Origin of the sequence: Gordonia mangrovi, from assembly GCF_024734075.1 — a bacterium.
Taxonomy (GTDB): domain Bacteria; phylum Actinomycetota; class Actinomycetes; order Mycobacteriales; family Mycobacteriaceae; genus Gordonia; species Gordonia mangrovi.
The window spans coordinates 4,982,350-4,998,807 of the sequence record NZ_CP102850.1; the positions used below are offsets into that span (position 1 = coordinate 4,982,350).

The window sequence follows — 16,458 nt, forward strand, 5'->3', positions numbered from 1 at the left end:
CCGGGAAGGGCACGTCGGCTTCGACGAGTCCGGCAAGGTGGTACCGACACGGCCGACACGGGCGCTCGATTTGGTTGGATCGACAAAGACGGTGGGAGACGAGCCAGGGGACTGGCCGCACAACGGATGGAGACGCGATGAGCAGCACCAGGACGGCGACGCCGACGAGGACAGTGTCGCCTGACGTACACGTCGCCGACACCCACGACCTGATCCGGGTGACCGGAGCCCGGGAGAACAATCTCCGGGACGTCAGCCTGGAGATCCCCAAGCGCAGGCTGACCGTGTTCACCGGCGTCTCCGGGTCGGGCAAGAGTTCGTTGGTCTTCAGCACGATCGCCGCGGAGTCGCAGCGGATGATCAACGAGACCTACAGCGCGTTCGTGCAGGGGTTCATGCCCAACCTCGGCCGACCCGACGTCGACGTGCTCGAGGGGCTGACGACCGCGATCATCGTCGACCAGGAACGGATGGGCGCCAACCCACGCTCGACGGTGGGGACCGCGACCGATGCCAATGCGATGTTGCGCATCCTGTTCAGCCGGCTCGGCACCCCGCACATCGGTTCCCCGCAGGCCTTCTCGTTCAATGTCGCCTCCATCAGCGGTGCCGGCGCGGTCACCGTCGAGAAGGGCGGCCGCACGGTCAAGGAACGGCGCAGTTTCTCGATCACCGGCGGCATGTGTCCCCGTTGCGAAGGCCGGGGGTCGGTGTCGGATTTCGACCTGACCGCACTGTACGACGACTCGAAGTCGCTCAACGACGGCGCACTGACCATTCCTGGCTACAGCATGGACGGCTGGTACGGACGCATCTTCCGGGGTTGCGGCTGGTTCGACCCGGACAAGCCGATCCGCAAGTTCACCAAGCGACAACTCGACGACCTGCTGTACAAGGAGGCCACCAAGATCAAGGTGGACGGGATCAACCTGACCTACCTCGGCCTCATCCCGCAGATCCAGAAATCGTTCCTGTCGAAGGACCGGGAGGCGATGCAGCCGCACATCCGGGCGTTCGTGGATCGCGCGATCACCTTCACCACCTGCCCCGAATGCGAGGGGACCCGGCTGACCGCCGAGGCCCGCAGCTCCACCATCGCCGGAAAGAGCATCGCCGACCTGTGTGCGATGCAGATCAGCGACCTCGCCGAATGGGTGCGTCAGCTCGACGAACCCTCGGTGCGGCCCCTGCTCACCTCCCTGGGCGAGACCCTGGACTCGTTCGTGGACATCGGCCTGGGCTATCTGTCCCTGGAACGCCCGGCGGGCACCCTGTCCGGGGGAGAAGCTCAGCGCACCAAGCTGATCCGACATCTCGGGTCGTCGCTGACCGACGTGACCTATGTCTTCGACGAACCGACGATCGGTCTGCATCCGCACGACATCGCGCGTATGAACGATCTGCTGCTGGCGCTGCGCGACAAGGGCAACACCGTGCTGGTGGTGGAGCACAAACCGGAGGCCATCGCGATCGCCGACCACGTCGTCGACCTCGGTCCCGGCGCCGGTCGTGACGGGGGCGAGATCGTCTTCGAAGGGACCGTCGAGCAGTTGCGCGGGGCCGACACCCGGACCGGCCGACACCTCGACGACCGGGCATGCGTCAAGGAGTCGGTGCGATCGCCCGACGGGGCGTTGGAGATCCGCGGCGCCGACACCCACAATCTGCGTGACGTCGACGTCGACATCCCGCTCGGCGTCCTGGTCGTGGTGACCGGTGTCGCCGGCTCGGGCAAGAGTTCGCTCATCGACGGATCGCTCGCCCGGCGCGACGGTGTGGTGGCCATCGACCAGAGCGGCATCCGGGGATCGCGGCGCAGCAACCCGGCCACCTACACCGGGCTGCTCGACCCGATCCGCAAGGCCTTCGCCAAGGCGAACGGGGTCAAACCGGGGCTGTTCAGCGCCAACTCCGAAGGCGCCTGCCCCAATTGCAACGGCGCCGGGGTCATCTACTCGGACCTGGCGATGATGGCCGGGGTCGCCACACCCTGCGAGGTATGCGAGGGCAAACGCTTCTCGGCCGACGTCCTGGAATACACCTTCGGCGGCAAGGACATCAGCGAGGTCCTGACGATGTCGGTCGCCCAGGCCGAGGAGTTCTTCGGCTCGGCCGACGCCAAGATCCCGGGTGCGCACAAGATCCTCGTCCGGCTGCGCGACGTCGGTCTGGGCTACCTCACCATCGGCCAACCACTCACCACACTGTCCGGTGGGGAACGACAACGGCTCAAGCTCGCCGCCCAGATGGGGGACAAGGGTGACATCTACATCCTCGACGAGCCCACCACCGGCCTGCACCTCGCCGACGTCGAACAACTGCTCGAACTGCTCGACCGGCTCGTCGACGGTGGGAAGTCGGTGATCGTGATCGAACATCATCAGGCGGTGATGGCACACGCCGACTGGATCGTGGATCTGGGACCCGGGGCGGGTCACGACGGCGGTCAGGTGGTCTTCGAGGGCACCCCGGCGGAGCTGATCGCCGAAGCGACGACATTGACCGGCCAACACCTCGCCGACTACGTCGCCGGCTGATCGCTTCGCAGATTCCGGTGACGAGTTCGCCGTGGCGACGTAGACTCGCGTTGGAACATCTACAACGATTCGTTTCTTTGATGCCGTGGCCACCAGTTGGGGGTGTCGACGAATCGAGGACTCGTGGGCGGGAGCGCTGGAGTGAACGCGAAGAAGACGATGCAGTCGACGCTGGGCAAACTCAGCAAGGCCTACCCGAGCAAGCCGCGGCCGCTGGCGGAACCACCGGCCGGCTCCGGACTGAAACCGGTGATGGGCGACGCGGGCATGCCGTTCCTCGGCAACACCCTCGAGGCGCTCGCCGACCCGCTGGCCAGCGCGATGGCGCGGTACGAGAAGTTTGGCCCGGTCTCGTGGTCGGGGTCGCTGAACATGAACATCGTGACACTCATCGGTCCTGAGGCCATCGAATGCGGCTGGATGAATCGCGAGAAGGCATTCTCCAGCGAGCAGGGTTGGGAACCGATGATCGGCCCGTTCTTCCGTCGCGGCATCATGCTCATGGATTTCGACGAGCACATGCATCACCGACGGATCCTGCAGCAGGCGTTCACCCGGCCCCGCCTCAACGGCTACCTCGACATGATGACCCCGCACATCGAGAAAACGCTGGCGAACTGGGACGTCGGCACCGGCTTCCCGATGTACTCGCGCACCAAGGACCTCACCCTCTCGCTGGCCACCGAAGTATTCATGGGGGCATCGCTCACCGAGAGTGAGGCCCATCGTCTGGAGAGCGCGTTCGAGGCCGCGGTCCGGGGCGGGCAGGCGATCGTCCGCGCCGACGTCCGCGATTGGACCTGGGCTCGGGGATTGCGCGGACGCGAAGCCCTGCAGCAGTACTTCCGCTCGGAGATCGGGGCGCGGCGGGCGGCCGACGGGGACGATCTGTTCAGCGTGCTCTGCCATAGCGAGGACGAGGACGGCAACACATTCAGCGACGAGGACATCGTCAACCACATGATCTTCGTGATGATGGCCGCTCACGACACCTCCACCATCGCGCTGTCGATGCTGACCTACTTCCTGGGGCGGCACCCCGAGTGGCAACAGCGACTCCGCGACGAATCACTCGCGCTGGGCAAACCGACGATCGACTACGACGACCTCGACGCTCTCCCGAGCCTCGACCTGGCCTTCAAGGAGACGCTCCGCATCAACGCGCCGGTGGGCATGTTGTTCCGAAAGACGGTGGCCGACACCGATATCCTCGGACACTACGTGCCCAAGGGCACGCTGGTCAGCATCCACCCCTGGGCGTCGATGCTGCGCAAGGAGTGGTGGCCCGACCCGACCCACTGGGACCCGGAACGATTCTCCCCGGAACGCCGCGAGGACAAGGTGCACCGGTTCGCCTGGGCGCCCTTCGGCGGTGGCGCGCACAAATGCATCGGCCTCTACTTCGGCGGTATGGAGGTCAAGGCGATCATGCACCAACTGCTCCAACGTTTCGAATGGTCGGTTCCCGCCGACTACCGACTCGAAGTGACCTACGGCACCGGTCCGACCCCGGCCGACGGGTTGCCGATCGACATGCGTCGACGGGTGGTGTCCGACCCGGCGTAATCCTGACGGACACCGGTCGCGGTCTCCACCTGCGACCTCGCCGCATCGAGATCGAGCGCCTCGACGGTGCTCACGAGGTCGGCCACGAGGCGCTCGGTGTCTGCACGATTGATCCGCCAGGCCGCAACCGTGGTGATCGCCGCACGCAGGCCGTCGATCGGCAGGATCCGGACCGGCTCACCGTGGAAGAGTCGGTTCGCCATACCGTTGTCCAACCCGACCAGGGTGAATGCCTGCCCGGTCGCCACCAGGTGGGCCAGACCGGCGAAGTTGTCGCCGGTCAAGGTGATCCGCTTGCGGATGCCGTGGCGGTCGAGCAACTCGTCGAGATTGCGGTAGATGTCCGGGGCCGAATCGTGGTTGATCGACGCGAACGGGATGTCGGTCAGGTCGGCCAGCATGATCGACGACCGACCGCCGGCGATGAGATCGGCGCCGACGGCAACGCCCACCGGTTGCCTCTCGAGAAACCTGGTGTGAACCTCGGTGCCACCCACCGGGCCGTGCACGAGCGCGAGATCGACATTTCCCGCGCGCAGATCACGCAGCAGAGGCTCGGTACTGGCGGGCAGCAGACGCGGCATGACGTCGGGGTGCGCCGCGGCGAGATCGGCCAGGAACGTGTCCCGCACGGCGGCCGACACCTCGGGTGCGATACCGATGACGGCCTGCCGCCCAGTGGTCCCGTCGGCCTCCCGCACGACATCGGCAAGGCCATCGGCCCGCTCCAGGACGTCACGCGCCCGGGGGAGCAGCGCGGCACCCGCACGCGTCAACTCGATGTGATGATGCGCCCGGACGAACAACGCCGCACCGAGTTCACGCTCCAGATCCTTGATCCGACGACTCAACGGGGAGGTGGCCATGTGCAGGCGCGCCGCGGCCCGGGTGAAATTGTGCTCCTCGGCGACGGCGACGAAATAGCGCAGATGGATCAGGTCCACACCGCCTACCTTATCGACGCGGCGGAAGCCATGACCGATCCGGTCACGGGCGGGTGTCCGCATCGATGATGGTGATCCGGACCACGCGCGACCTAGCCTGGCAGGTGGGGACCCCCGCGAGAAAGAAGGATCATCATGACACGCGAGCCGATCCGGGTCGCGAACTTCTCCGGCTACTTCGGGGACCGGCGCACCGCCGTCGACGAGGCGATGGCGGGTGATCCGTTCGACGTGCTCGTCGGCGACTATCTCGCCGAGATCACCCTGGCCTCGCTGTCGGCCGCATATCAGCGCGACCCTCGACGCGGATACGTCGACTACTTTGTCGACCAGGTACGCCCACACCTCGCGGCGATCGCCGACCGCGGCATCAAGATCGTGACCAATGCCGGTGGTTTCCACCCGGCCGGACTGGCCGCCGCACTGCGCGACGAGATATCGGCGGCAGGGGTCGAGCTGCGAGTCGCGCACGTCGAAGGCGACAACATCCTGGCCGACCTGCCGCGACTCCAGCAGGACGGGCATCGGTTCGACAACCTCGACGGTGGTGCGCCGTTGCGCGAGTGGGTTGCGACACCGTTCGCCGCCAATGCCTACCTCGGCGGTTGGGGAGTGGCGGCCGCCCTGAGCGCCGGCGCCGACGTCGTGGTCTGCGGACGCGTCACCGATGCCTCACTGACGGTGGGGCCGGCCGCGTGGTGGCACGGCTGGAACGCAGACGACTGGGACGCTCTGGCCGGTGCGGTCGTGGCCGGGCACATCATCGAATGCGGGCCGCATGCCGTCGGTGGCAACTTCTCCGGATTCCTCGACGTCCCGCATCGCACCGTCCCGGGTTTTCCCATCGCCGAAATCGCCGCAGACGGCGGCTGTGTCATCACCAAACACCGGCGCGACGGGGGTGCGGTCACCCGCGACACGGTGACCGCGCAGATCATGTACGAGATCCAGGGACCGGTGTATCTCAACCCCGATGTCACCGTTCGCCTCGACGATCTGCGGGTGAGCGATGCCGGGCCGGACCGTGTCGCGGTCTTCGGAGCCGGTGGCGCACCCCCGCCACCCACGACCAAGGTCGCGATCTTCGGCCCGATCGGGTTCACCGTCGTCAACACCGTGTTCGTGACCTCACCGCATGTGGAGGAGAAGATCGCGCTCATCCGCGATCAGCTCATGGTGGACCTGTCCGACGAGGTGACGCTCGACCTGACGCCCATCGGCACCGCCGCAGAGGATCCCGAGTCGCAGTGGGCGGCGACGGTGGCCCTGCGGGTGATGGCCACCGCCGCGACTGCCGACGCCCTCGCCGGGGCAGATCTCGCCCGTCGGCTGGGGAGTCTGTATCTGCAGGGCATCCCGGGCTACTTCCACGATGGTGCGGCCGGACTGCATTCGTCACCGCGGCCCCGGGTCGACTACTGGCCGGGCCTGCTCCCGATGACGGCACTCCATCATCGGGCCGTTCTCGACGACGGGCAGACCATCTCGGTCGCCGCGCCGACCGCCACGTCCGTGCTCGCCCAACCCGTCCACCCGGAGCCGAAGGAAGCGCCGCTACCCGATCGAGTCACGCGTGCCCCCCTCGGGGTGGTGACCCATGCCCGCAGCGGCGACAAGGGCGGCAACAGCAACGTCGGGATCTGGACTCGCGACCCGCGAGTCTGGTTGTGGTTGAAGGGTTTCCTCACCAGCGACGAACTGCGCCGGCTCATCCCCGAGGCGAAGGACCTCGACGTGGATCGCCACGAGTTCCCGGAGTTACAGGCCGTGCACTTCGTGATCCGGGGACTGTTGGGAACCGGCGGATCGTCGAACACCCGCGTCGATCAGGTCGGCAAGGCGATCGGGGAGTACCTGCGTTCGCGCCAGGTGTTGATCCCCGACGATCTGCTCGACGCCGACCCGGACGACGAACCGACCCACCAGGAGCAGCGTTGAGCACCCTGACCGATCGGCTGCGCGCCGCAACCGACCAGCCGGCCACCGACGACGCGTTCGACCCGTCGGCCCACCTCGACGATGTGCTCGCCGGGATCGGTATGGGCGCCGCCGACACCGGTGGCGTGGTGCGGTTTCTCGGCGCCGACCCCGTGGTGCCGAGCACTCTGCGGCTCGGTGGTGCCGCCGCGATCGCACTGGCCGCGAAGTCGGCCGCGATCGCCAAACTGTGGCAGGAGCGCGGTGGCGACGGCCAGGACATCACCGTCGACCTTCGCAGCGCACCACACCGCTTGTGCCCGTTCTACGACCGCCGCTGGGAGCTGGTCAACGGCTATCCGGCCGGCACCCCGGCGAACCCGTCGAATGCGTTGGGGTTCCGCTTCTATCGCACCGCCGACGACCGCTGGATGATGCCGCTCAACCCGTATCCCAAGATCAAGGTCGCGGCGCAGAAACTGCTCGGGGTGCCCGACGACGAGGACGCTGTCGCGGCGGCGATCGGCTCCTGGAAGGGCACCGACCTCGAGGAGGCCGGCGCCGCCGCGGGTGTCGTGATGCCCATGGTGCGCACCGTCGGGGACATCCTCGACGAACCGCATTTTCATGACGTTCTCGCCGACATGCCGTTGGTGGAGGTCACCAGGATCGCCGATGGGGAGCCGGTCGCACTGCCGGCGGGTGCGGCCCAGCCGCTCGACGGCATCCGTGCACTGGGGATGGGGCATGTGATCGCCGGCGCCGGGGTCGGCCGGGCCCTCGCGCTGCACGGCGCCGATGTCCTGAACGTGTGGCGACCCAACGAGTTCGAACACGATGCGACCTACGTCAGCGCCAATGTCGGGGTCCGCTCGACACTGCTGAACCCCTACCGGGACCGCGGTGCGCAACGCCTACGGGAGCTGCTCGCCGACGCGGACGTCTTCTACGCCAACCGGCGACCGGGCTACCTCGACGGCATCGGGCTCTCCGCGGAGCAGCTCGCGGCCGGTCACCGCGGCATCGTCTATGCGACCGCCTCGCTCAACGGTGAGACGGGACCGTGGTCGTCATGGGTCGGGTTCGACCAGACCGCGGGCAGCCTCGCCGGCATGATGCTGCTCGAAGGCGGCGGCGACCGGCCCACTCTGCCGCCTATCATGGTGGTGAACGACTACATCGTGTCGTGGTTGATGGCCGCCGGCATCGTGGAGGCCCTGTCGCGACGTGCGCGAGAGGGTGGGAGCTACCGCGTGCACGTGTCGCTGACACGGGCCGCGCTGTGGATCGTGGGCATGGGCGTGTTCGACCGCGAGTACGCACATGGTGTGGCAGGCCGGTCCGGGGACGACGACCGCCATGTCTACCTCGATCCGGAGGTGTTCACGGCCGACACGCCGCTCGGGCGGTATCAGGGCGTGACCGACCAGGTACAGATGGGACACACGCCGGGGAAGTACCGCACGATCCTCGTCCCTCGGGGTTCGTCGCGGCCGGAATGGCTCGCGTCGGGGTGATTTCGTCGAACCGAGGGAGCGGTCGGTCGGGTCGGGTAGCGTCGGATCGGCGGACCGTGAAGGGTGAGGGGGCACGAGTAGTGACCGAGACAGGCGTGATGAGGTCAACCGATCCGGCCGAGGTGGGCGAGCGGATCGCGGCACGATTGAGTGCCACGCGGGGCCACCCCGTGACGCTGCGCAAAGCCCGTGTGCTGCCCGCCGGTGCGAGCCGTACCACCTATGCGGTCACCATCGGCGACGATCGCGGCGATCGCGGCGACGAGGCGATCATCGTGCGGGCGGCGCCGGCCGCCGAACCCGGCGCCGGTGGCCTGCGCAGCGAGGTCGACGTGCTGCGCGCCGCACTCGAGGCCGGTGTGCCGGTTCCCGAGGTCCTCGACCTCAGCGATTCGAGCGACGAGGACAGCGTTCTCGGTTTCCCGTATGCCGTGATGCGTTTCGTCGACGGCGAGTCCATCGCGCGGCGCATTCTGCGCGACGACGCCTACGGCCTGATCCGTGCCGACTTCGCACGGCAGGCCGGCACCGCACTCGGCCGTATCCACGCCATGGAATCGTCGTCGACCGGACTCGAGCACACCGGCGACCCGATCGAGGCGCTGCACACCCTGTTTGGTCGCGAATACGCGGATGCGCCCGCCGGTCTCGTACTCGCCGTCGACTGGCTCGACCGCCATCGCCCCGCGGCCGCACCGACGGACACCGTGGTCCACGGGGACTTCCGCCTGGGCAATCTGCTGATCACCCCCGACCGGATCTCCGCCGTACTCGACTGGGAGTTGGCCCATCTCGGCGATCCGATGGAAGACCTCGGCTGGTTGTGCACCAAGGCCTGGCGATTCGGGGTGCCGCGGCCGGTTGCGGGGATGGGCTCGCGCGCCGACCTGCTCGACGCCTACGCGCAGGTGGCCGGGTGGCGGCCGACGGAGGACACGCTGCGGTGGTGGGAGCTCTATGCCACTGTTCGGTGGGGTCTCATCTGCGGCGCCCAGGCCAACCGTTACCTCGACGGCACCGAGCGCTCGATGGAACTCGCTGCCATCGGACGACGCAGTGCCGAGCAGGAATTCGACGCACTGCTCGCCCTCGGAATCACCACGCCGACGCCGATACCCGACCCACTCGACACGGATCGGCCCGCCGGCACCGTCGACGAGGACCCGCACACCGCGCCTGCGCTGCTCGACCTGCTCGAGTCGTTGTCGGGTTTCCTGAGCGACGAGGTCGCCGCCGATGGCGGCATCTCTCCGCAGGTACGTTTCCGCACCCGCGTCGCCGGCAACGTGCTCTCGACAGTGCGCCGGCAGGTGCTGCTCGGCCCCCGGCAGGCCGAGGCGAGCCGCCGACGACTGGCCGACATCGGCGTGCACAGCAGCACCGAACTCGCCGACAAGCTGCGCAGCGGCGCGCTGTCCGGTGCCGACGAGGCCGTTCGCGCCGTCGTCGCCGCCGAGGTCGTCGACCGTCTCACGGTCGCCAACCCCCGACATCTGTCCCAACCCGATTGCTGACCGACCCGATCTGCCGACCGAGAGGCGCTTGACACGTGGACTTCGCACTGCCCGAATCACTGACGGACTACCTGGCCGAACTGGATGCGTTCATCGCCGCCGAGATCGTCCCGCTCGAGGAGGCCGACGACAACATCCGATTCTTCGATCACCGACGTGAGGATGCACGCACCGACTGGGATCGCGGCGGACTGCCCAGCGCCGACTGGGAGGCGTTGCTGCGTGAGGCACGGCGGCGCGCCGACGCGGCCGGACATTTCCGGTATCCGTTCCCGGCCGAGTACGGCGGTCGTGACGGATCCAATCTGTCCATGGCCGTCATCCGAGAACACCTGGCCGCCAAGGGACTCGGGCTGCACTGCGATCTGCAGAACGAACACGCCGTCGTCGGCAACAACATCGGGTTGCTGCTGATGCTCGAGTACGGTTCGCCCGAACAGAAGGACGAATGGGTCGAGGCGCTCGCGGCCGGCGAGCGGTTCTTCGCCTTCGGCATCACCGAACCCGAGCATGGCTCCGACGCCACCCACATGGAGACCACGGCGGTTCGCGACGGCGACACCTGGGTGATCAACGGTGAGAAGACCTGGAACACCGGAATCCATGTGGCACATCGCGACATCATCTTCGCCCGGACCAGCGGCGAGGCCGGCGACGCACGCGGCATCACCGCATTCCTGGTCGATCCGCAGGCCGTCGGCTTCACCGTCGAGGAGTATCTGTGGACCTTCAACATGCCCACCGACCACGCCCACATCACGCTGCGGGATGTCCGTGTTCCGCACTCGGCGATCATGGGGGAGGAAGGGCGGGGCCTGCAGATCGTGCAGCACTTCTTCAACGAGAACCGGATCCGTCAGGCCGCCTCGAGCCTGGGCGCGGCGCAGTACTGCATCGACCGGGCGGTCGGGCATGCCAACGAGAGATCTCCGTTCGGCAAGAAGCTGTCGACCAATCAGGCGATCCAGTTCCCGTTGGTGGAGTTGCACACCCGGGCGGCGATGCTGCGGTCGCTGATCCGGGAGACGGCCTGGAAGATGGACACCTTCGGTCCGTTCTCGGCCTCCCAGGAGGTCTCGATGTGCAACTACCAGGCCAATCGTCTGTGTTGCGACGCAGCCGATCAGGCCATGCAGGTCTTCGGCGGGCGTGGCTACTCACGTCACGAACCGTTCGAGCACATCTACCGGCATCACCGTCGCTACCGGATCACCGAGGGCGCCGACGAGATCCAGATGCGCCGCATCGCCGGCTATCTGTTCGGCTTCATGTCGGCAGGGGCACCGAAGGGAGTCGGTAGCCCGTCGCGGTGACCGCACGCACGGTCCGTCCGGGACAGCGACGGGTCCGGCTACTCGACGACCCGGGCGCCACCGGAGACCTGGTCGAGCGCCCACCGCAGCGCATGGTCGGCCACTTCCTCCCAGCCGGGCTCGGCGCACGTCCAGTGGGACCGCCCCGGAAACTCGAAGTACTCCGTGACGGCCGACGACTTGCGGTAGCGGCGAGCGTTGGACTTGTTCACCGCCGCCGGCATGATGTTGTCCGCACCGCCCGCGATGAACAGCAGCGGGGCGCGGTCGTCGCGTGAGTAGTCGACCCACGTCTCGAGATGGCGGGGGGTCAGGTTCGCGAAGACCCCGTAGCGCCACACCCACGACCCGGGTGCAGGAATCGCGTACCGCTCGTACACGGCCAGCGAATCCTCCTCGCTGAGGGTGTTGGTGAAGGCGTAGTGGAATTGTTCGGCGGTGAATCCGGCCGCGCGATGCCGCGTGGCCGGATTGCGCAGGATCGGAAACAGTGCTTTGAGCTGCGACGGCGGGGTGACCAGCACCCCCTCGGTGGGTGCCGAGTCGATCACCACCGCCGCCGCGCCCAGACCACGATCGACCAGCAACTGAGTGAGTGTGCCGCCGAACGAGTGACCGATGATGACCGGCGGGTTCGGCACCTCCTCGATCACCGCGGCCAGATGCTCGACGGTCGCGTCAACCGTCAACTCCGCGATCACCCGCGGATCGGCGCGCAGCGCCTCCACCTCGATCTCGAAGCCCGGGTACGCGGGCGTCAACACCCGCATACCTGCCTTCTCGAAGTGCCCCACCCAGTGTTCCCAGCTGCGTGGGGTCATCCACAACCCGTGGACCAGCACGACGGTGTCGGGCGCGGAAGGTGTCATGGTGTGCTCCGTTCGCCGCCGGTGGCGGTCTCGCATGGCCGAGATCTGCTCGGCGACAACGACCTGTGGGATCGCACCCTAGCGCCGTGTGTCTGTCGCGCTCTGGCCCAGGCTGCACACTTCTGTCCTGACAGAGCACGCGTCGCGTCGCGCATTCGGCGGCCTGCCGTGCACGGCGGGCACAGACACCCGCCGTGCGCGGAGGGCACAGACGCCTGCACTATCGACCAGTTTCGCCGTCCCCGGGCGCCGTACCGTGACACCACCGTCGACGAGAGGGAGTGGTCATGTCCGACACCGCGCTCATCCGAGCTGTCCGCATGCTCGGAGTCATCCTGCTGGCCGTGCTCGGTGCGATCGGCCTGTCGACCCCGGCCGGTGCGGTCACCGGCCCCACACCGACCGTCGTCCTCGTGCATGGCGCGTTCGCCGATTCGTCGGGGTGGCGTGACGTTGCCGCCACACTGCGCGAAGACGGGTTCGGGGTACAGACCTTCGACAACCCACTGCGTGGGCCGGCATACGATTCCGGACTCTTGCGCAAGCAACTCGCGTCGATATCGGGGCCGATCGTGCTCGTCGGGCATTCGTATGGCGGGATGGTGATCACCAACACCCACGATGACGACGTGGTGGCCAACGTGTACATCGCCGCATTCGCGCCCGAGCGCGGCGAGTTCGTGCAGGGCCTGCTCAACCCCATCACCTATCCGGGCAGCCGACTGCTGCCCCCGGCACTGCAGCTGAAAGTCGTCGACGACCCGACCGTGCCCGGAGGCAAGAATCTCGACGGCTACATCGCCGAACCCTACTTCCGCGACATCTTCGCCCAGGACGTCAGTGCCGCCACGGCGGCCGACATGTTCGCCCACCAGAAGTCGGCCGCACTCGTCGCGAACCTGGAACCGTCCGGCGATGCGTCCTGGACGACAGTGCCCAGCTGGTATCTGGTGTCGCGTCAGGATCGCGTGATCCCGCCTGCGTTGCAGCGCTTCATGGCGTCGCGCGCCGCTCCCGGTCACACGAGCGAGATCGACGCGAGCCATGCCTCGCTGGTCTCGCAGCCCGATGCGGTGTCGGCCATCATTCGTCAGGCCGCCACGGCCTGACCACAGCGACCGCGTGACCGTGTCGCCACCGCACACCCTGATCGTCCGTGCACACCATCGGAGATGGTCGACATGGAGCTGCCGCCGGAAGATCTCACCCGCGAGGTCGCGGACTTCGTCCGAGGCCATCTCACCGATCTCGACCTGTCGGAACGCATGATCGCCGATAATCTGGGGGTGTCCACGGCCCAACTCCGGGACCTCGCGGCAGCCACCCAGTTCGATCTCGATCGGTGGATCGTCGCCGAGCGTCTTCGTCTCGCCCACGACGCACTCGCGCGGCAGACCGTCGGGTGGGACCCCGAACAGTCGCGACGATGGGGCTTCGGGAACCCTTCGCTGTTCATCGAGGAGTTCACGACCGCATATGGCATCTCACCGAGCGATTGGCAACAGATCGCATCCGCCGAGCACCCGCCCGACCGCCCGCACCACGAACGCCCCTGAGGTGGTGCACTGAGATGGTCATGGTCTTCTCCACCGCCGAGCTCAACCCCACCGAGCGAGTCGAGGCCACCTGTGCCGCAATGCAAGAGCAATCGGTGCCGTCGACGGTACGGCTGGCGGACGAAGCCGCGGTGTCGTCGCGGATGGACGTGTGGACCTACGGCGCCGCCAGCATCTTCCGTGCGGAGATGACCGGCTTCCGGCTGATCCGGACGCCACGCCAGATCTCTTCCGGACCGGGAGAGATGCTCGCGATCGCGGTACACGAGAAGTGTGTCGGCATGCAGGAGCAGTTCGGGACGCAGCGGTACGCACATCCCGACGAACTCATGCTGATGGATCTGAACTCCACCTACGACTATCAACTCGCCGGCATGGGCGCATCCCGCTGTCTGCATGTCCCGGTCGAAGCCGTGGGTTTGCCGCACGAGGTGATCCGCACTGCCGCCGAGCGCCTGCCGGCGAGTCCCCTGTATCGGATGGTGCTGAACCACATCGACGCACTCACCGTGCATGCGGAGACACTCAGTACGGGACATGCCGCACATGCTCTCGGCGAGACCAGCATCGACCTGGTCCGCACGCTGCTGGCGTCGGCGTACGACATCGACTACGCCCGGGGCTCGATGACCGAGATGCTGTTACCGCGGATTCGGGCGTATGTGCGGCGACATCTGACCGATCCCGCTCTCAGCCCCGCTGCGATCGCCTCCGCCCACGGGATCTCCCAGCGGCGACTGTTCAAACTCTGCGCCGCAGCCGATTTCAGCCTGGAACAGTGGATAATCGCCGAGCGCCTGGACCGCGCTCGCGACGAACTCGCCCGACCGGACATGCGCGAGATACCCGTTGCGGTGATCGCCCGCAGGTGCGGCTTCGTCAACGATTCCCACTTCAGCCGCCGATTCCGGCAGTTGTACGGCCTCTCGCCACGGACATGGCGACAGATGAACGTCCGCACGCACACCGCGCCGAGCGGTCGGCGACCCGATCCGGGGTGACCGATGGCGGTGATTCTCGACATCGGCGGCGGCCCCGCCTCTGATCCCGCTGCCTCTGATCCCGCTGCGTCTGATCCCGCTGCGTCTGATCCCGCGGCGCCTGCACTCGGTGCGCCGGACCTGTCGGCACGACTGACCGCCGCACTGCGTGCCGCCGGCGGTTCGACCGCTGCCCGCGTCACCCCGCTGCATCGACGCCCCGACTTCTACGCGAAGGTCGACACCTGGCCGGTCGGCGAGGGCATCTCGCTGATGAGGGCGAACATGGATCCGGTCGCGGTCGCGACCACCCCGTCCCGACTCGCCGCGACCGACTTCGACCGGGTCGCCGTCGCCATGCTCTCGCCGGGTGAGTGGACTCTCCGGCAGCACGGCGTGCTGGTCCGATCGGCCGGGCCCGAGCCGGTCCTCATCGTCGTCGATCCGGCCGCTCCCGTCGACTTCCGCCGGGCCGACCGCGGAACCGCCGTGGTGGTGCACGTCGACGCCGCCGCCCTTCACCTCCCGCCGTCATCGGTCCGCGCGTCGGTGCGGCGACCGCGGCCGGCGCGGTCGCTGTATGCGGTGTACCTGTCGTTCCTGACCGAGTTGCTCGGGGTGGCGACCGCGTGCCCGGCGATCCTGGCGGAACTCAACGCGCCCACTGCCCGGCTGACCCGGGAGCTGATCCTCGACGGCTCCGAGTCCGAGAACGCCGACGATCGCCTCGAATCCATCCGCCGATACGTCGCACAGCATCTGACCGACCCGGGACTGTCCGCCGAGTCCATCGCGCGGGCGCATGACATCTCCGTCCGCAGCCTCTACAAGCTGTGGGAGCCCACCGGACATCGACTCTCCGACCACATCATCGGGTTGCGACTCGATCGCGCCCGGGTGGCACTGGTGAACCGTCCGCATCTGACGATCGAGGCGATCGCGCGAGCACACGGGTTCGTCGATTCGACTCATTTCACGCATCGCTTCCGCGACCGCTTCCACATGACACCGACCGCCTGGCGGGCGGCGAATCGCCCCGCGCGCCTCACGCCCCGGCCGGGTGGGGCAGCGGCCCCAGCACCGGGCGACGATCGCCGGCCGGCACCGTCATCCGAGGCATGACACGCACATGATGGCGACCGTCTGTGGCGTAGAGCGCGACGCCGTCGGGCAGCGCGCGAGCCATCCGCCGCACCTGCCGGCTGGGGCGGCGGGCACCCATCCCCACGACCACAGCGGTCGCGCGCGTTCGGGCGACGATGTCGGCGAGTCCGTGGACCGGGTCATCGACCACGGTCTCGGTGGTCACCGGTGCCGAGGTGCGACGCGCGACCGATTCCTTTGCTCCGCGAAGTTTCTCGTCCACTATCGCGCGCTCCGACAGCAAGTAGGACTCGACCTTGAGAGCATCGTGGCCGATGGTGTCCGAGCGCGGCGGACGTGGTCGGGTCGTGGCCATCGCCAGCACGATCCGGCTCTGCTCGTCGACGGCAGCGGCCTGGGTCAGCGCAGCCGTACGCGACGCCGGCGTGTCGCTGAACCCGACCACCACGATGCCGTGCGGCAGAAGGGAAGTCGATTCTGCGTGCCACCGCTGCAGGTGGCTGAGTGCACACATGGTCATTGGTCTCACCTCGGGTGTGGTCGGATTCGATCGCCGGTACTCATCACGCTAAGCAGCTCGCGACCACTGATCTGCATGCCGCGGACGGAACCCTTGTCCACCCTCGGGTGGAGGGCGGATC

13 protein-coding genes are annotated in these 16,458 nt (G+C 67.6%); 10 read left to right on the forward strand and 3 right to left on the reverse strand.

All coding sequences use genetic code 11. The annotated features are described in order from the left end of the window. Positions 1–137: 137 nt before the first annotated feature. Both NWF22_RS22600 and NWF22_RS22605 read left to right on the forward strand, forming a co-directional pair. Positions 138–2,537, forward strand: a complete 2,400-nt coding sequence (locus tag NWF22_RS22600) for an ATP-binding cassette domain-containing protein (protein WP_160902289.1) — start codon at positions 138–140, stop codon at positions 2,535–2,537. Between the two features lie 159 nt (positions 2,538–2,696). Beyond that, positions 2,697–4,103, forward strand: a complete 1,407-nt coding sequence (locus NWF22_RS22605; protein ID WP_160902776.1) for a cytochrome P450 — start codon at positions 2,697–2,699, stop codon at positions 4,101–4,103. Here NWF22_RS22605 and NWF22_RS22610 read toward each other — a convergent pair. Next, positions 4,028–5,047 (reverse strand): LysR family transcriptional regulator, encoded by a 1,020-nt coding sequence (locus NWF22_RS22610; RefSeq protein ID WP_309249726.1) that lies wholly within the window; start codon positions 5,045–5,047, stop codon positions 4,028–4,030. The genes NWF22_RS22605 and NWF22_RS22610 overlap by 76 nt on opposite strands. A gap of 135 nt (positions 5,048–5,182) precedes the next feature. Between NWF22_RS22610 and NWF22_RS22615 the strand changes: the two genes are divergently transcribed. From NWF22_RS22615 to NWF22_RS22630, 4 genes are all read left to right on the forward strand, one after another. Beyond that, positions 5,183–6,985: an acyclic terpene utilization AtuA family protein gene (locus tag NWF22_RS22615; protein WP_202398589.1), complete on the forward strand. Its 1,803-nt coding sequence runs from the start codon at positions 5,183–5,185 to the stop codon at positions 6,983–6,985. Next, positions 6,982–8,481 (forward strand): CoA transferase, encoded by a 1,500-nt coding sequence (locus NWF22_RS22620; RefSeq protein ID WP_160902287.1) that lies wholly within the window; start codon positions 6,982–6,984, stop codon positions 8,479–8,481. Before NWF22_RS22615 ends, NWF22_RS22620 begins: the two co-directional genes overlap by 4 nt. 98 nt (positions 8,482–8,579) lie before the next feature. After that, positions 8,580–9,995: a phosphotransferase family protein gene (locus tag NWF22_RS22625; protein WP_160902286.1), complete on the forward strand. Its 1,416-nt coding sequence runs from the start codon at positions 8,580–8,582 to the stop codon at positions 9,993–9,995. Positions 9,996–10,030: 35 nt separating this feature from the next. Continuing rightward, entirely contained in the window at positions 10,031–11,308 is a 1,278-nt protein-coding gene (locus NWF22_RS22630; protein WP_160902285.1) for an acyl-CoA dehydrogenase family protein, read from the forward strand. Positions 11,309–11,346: 38 nt separating this feature from the next. On the opposite strand, the gene NWF22_RS22635 is transcribed toward NWF22_RS22630, so the two are convergent. Beyond that, the gene (locus NWF22_RS22635; protein ID WP_160902284.1) at positions 11,347–12,177 is read right to left on the reverse strand and encodes an alpha/beta hydrolase; all 831 of its coding nucleotides are present in this window, start codon (positions 12,175–12,177) and stop codon (positions 11,347–11,349) included. Positions 12,178–12,464: 287 nt separating this feature from the next. Here NWF22_RS22635 and NWF22_RS22640 point away from each other — a divergent pair, with 287 nt between their 5' ends. From NWF22_RS22640 to NWF22_RS22655, 4 genes are all read left to right on the forward strand, one after another. Then, positions 12,465–13,286 carry an alpha/beta fold hydrolase gene (locus tag NWF22_RS22640; protein ID WP_160902283.1) on the forward strand — a complete coding sequence of 274 codons (822 nt, stop codon included), beginning with the start codon at positions 12,465–12,467 and terminating at the stop codon, positions 13,284–13,286. Between the two features lie 72 nt (positions 13,287–13,358). Continuing rightward, positions 13,359–13,733, forward strand: coding sequence for a helix-turn-helix domain-containing protein (locus tag NWF22_RS22645; protein WP_160902282.1), 375 nt, complete (start codon positions 13,359–13,361; stop codon positions 13,731–13,733). Positions 13,734–13,747: 14 nt separating this feature from the next. Beyond that, entirely contained in the window at positions 13,748–14,734 is a 987-nt protein-coding gene (locus NWF22_RS22650; RefSeq protein WP_160902281.1) for a helix-turn-helix domain-containing protein, read from the forward strand. A gap of 3 nt (positions 14,735–14,737) precedes the next feature. Beyond that, positions 14,738–15,835, forward strand: a complete 1,098-nt coding sequence (locus tag NWF22_RS22655) for an AraC family transcriptional regulator (protein WP_160902280.1) — start codon at positions 14,738–14,740, stop codon at positions 15,833–15,835. Here NWF22_RS22655 and NWF22_RS22660 read toward each other — a convergent pair. Further along, positions 15,759–16,337 carry a universal stress protein gene (locus NWF22_RS22660; protein ID WP_160902279.1) on the reverse strand — a complete coding sequence of 193 codons (579 nt, stop codon included), beginning with the start codon at positions 16,335–16,337 and terminating at the stop codon, positions 15,759–15,761. The genes NWF22_RS22655 and NWF22_RS22660 overlap by 77 nt on opposite strands. Positions 16,338–16,458 lie beyond the last annotated feature (121 nt).

Excerpts from the sequence above, each read along its gene's own strand:
- NWF22_RS22600 (WP_160902289.1), top strand. The coding sequence starts at position 138 with ATGAGCAGCACCAGGACGGCGACGCCGACGAGGACAGTGTCGCCTGAC.
- NWF22_RS22645 (WP_160902282.1), top strand. The coding sequence starts at position 13,359 with ATGGAGCTGCCGCCGGAAGATCTCACCCGCGAGGTCGCGGACTTCGTC.
- NWF22_RS22660 (WP_160902279.1), bottom strand. The coding sequence starts at position 16,337 with ATGACCATGTGTGCACTCAGCCACCTGCAGCGGTGGCACGCAGAATCG.
- NWF22_RS22615 (WP_202398589.1), top strand. The coding sequence starts at position 5,183 with ATGACACGCGAGCCGATCCGGGTCGCGAACTTCTCCGGCTACTTCGGG.
- NWF22_RS22625 (WP_160902286.1), top strand. The coding sequence starts at position 8,580 with ATGAGGTCAACCGATCCGGCCGAGGTGGGCGAGCGGATCGCGGCACGA.
- NWF22_RS22640 (WP_160902283.1), top strand. The coding sequence starts at position 12,465 with ATGTCCGACACCGCGCTCATCCGAGCTGTCCGCATGCTCGGAGTCATC.
- NWF22_RS22605 (WP_160902776.1), top strand. The coding sequence starts at position 2,697 with ATGCAGTCGACGCTGGGCAAACTCAGCAAGGCCTACCCGAGCAAGCCG.
- NWF22_RS22650 (WP_160902281.1), top strand. The coding sequence starts at position 13,748 with ATGGTCATGGTCTTCTCCACCGCCGAGCTCAACCCCACCGAGCGAGTC.
- NWF22_RS22635 (WP_160902284.1), bottom strand. The coding sequence starts at position 12,177 with ATGACACCTTCCGCGCCCGACACCGTCGTGCTGGTCCACGGGTTGTGG.
- NWF22_RS22655 (WP_160902280.1), top strand. The coding sequence starts at position 14,738 with ATGGCGGTGATTCTCGACATCGGCGGCGGCCCCGCCTCTGATCCCGCT.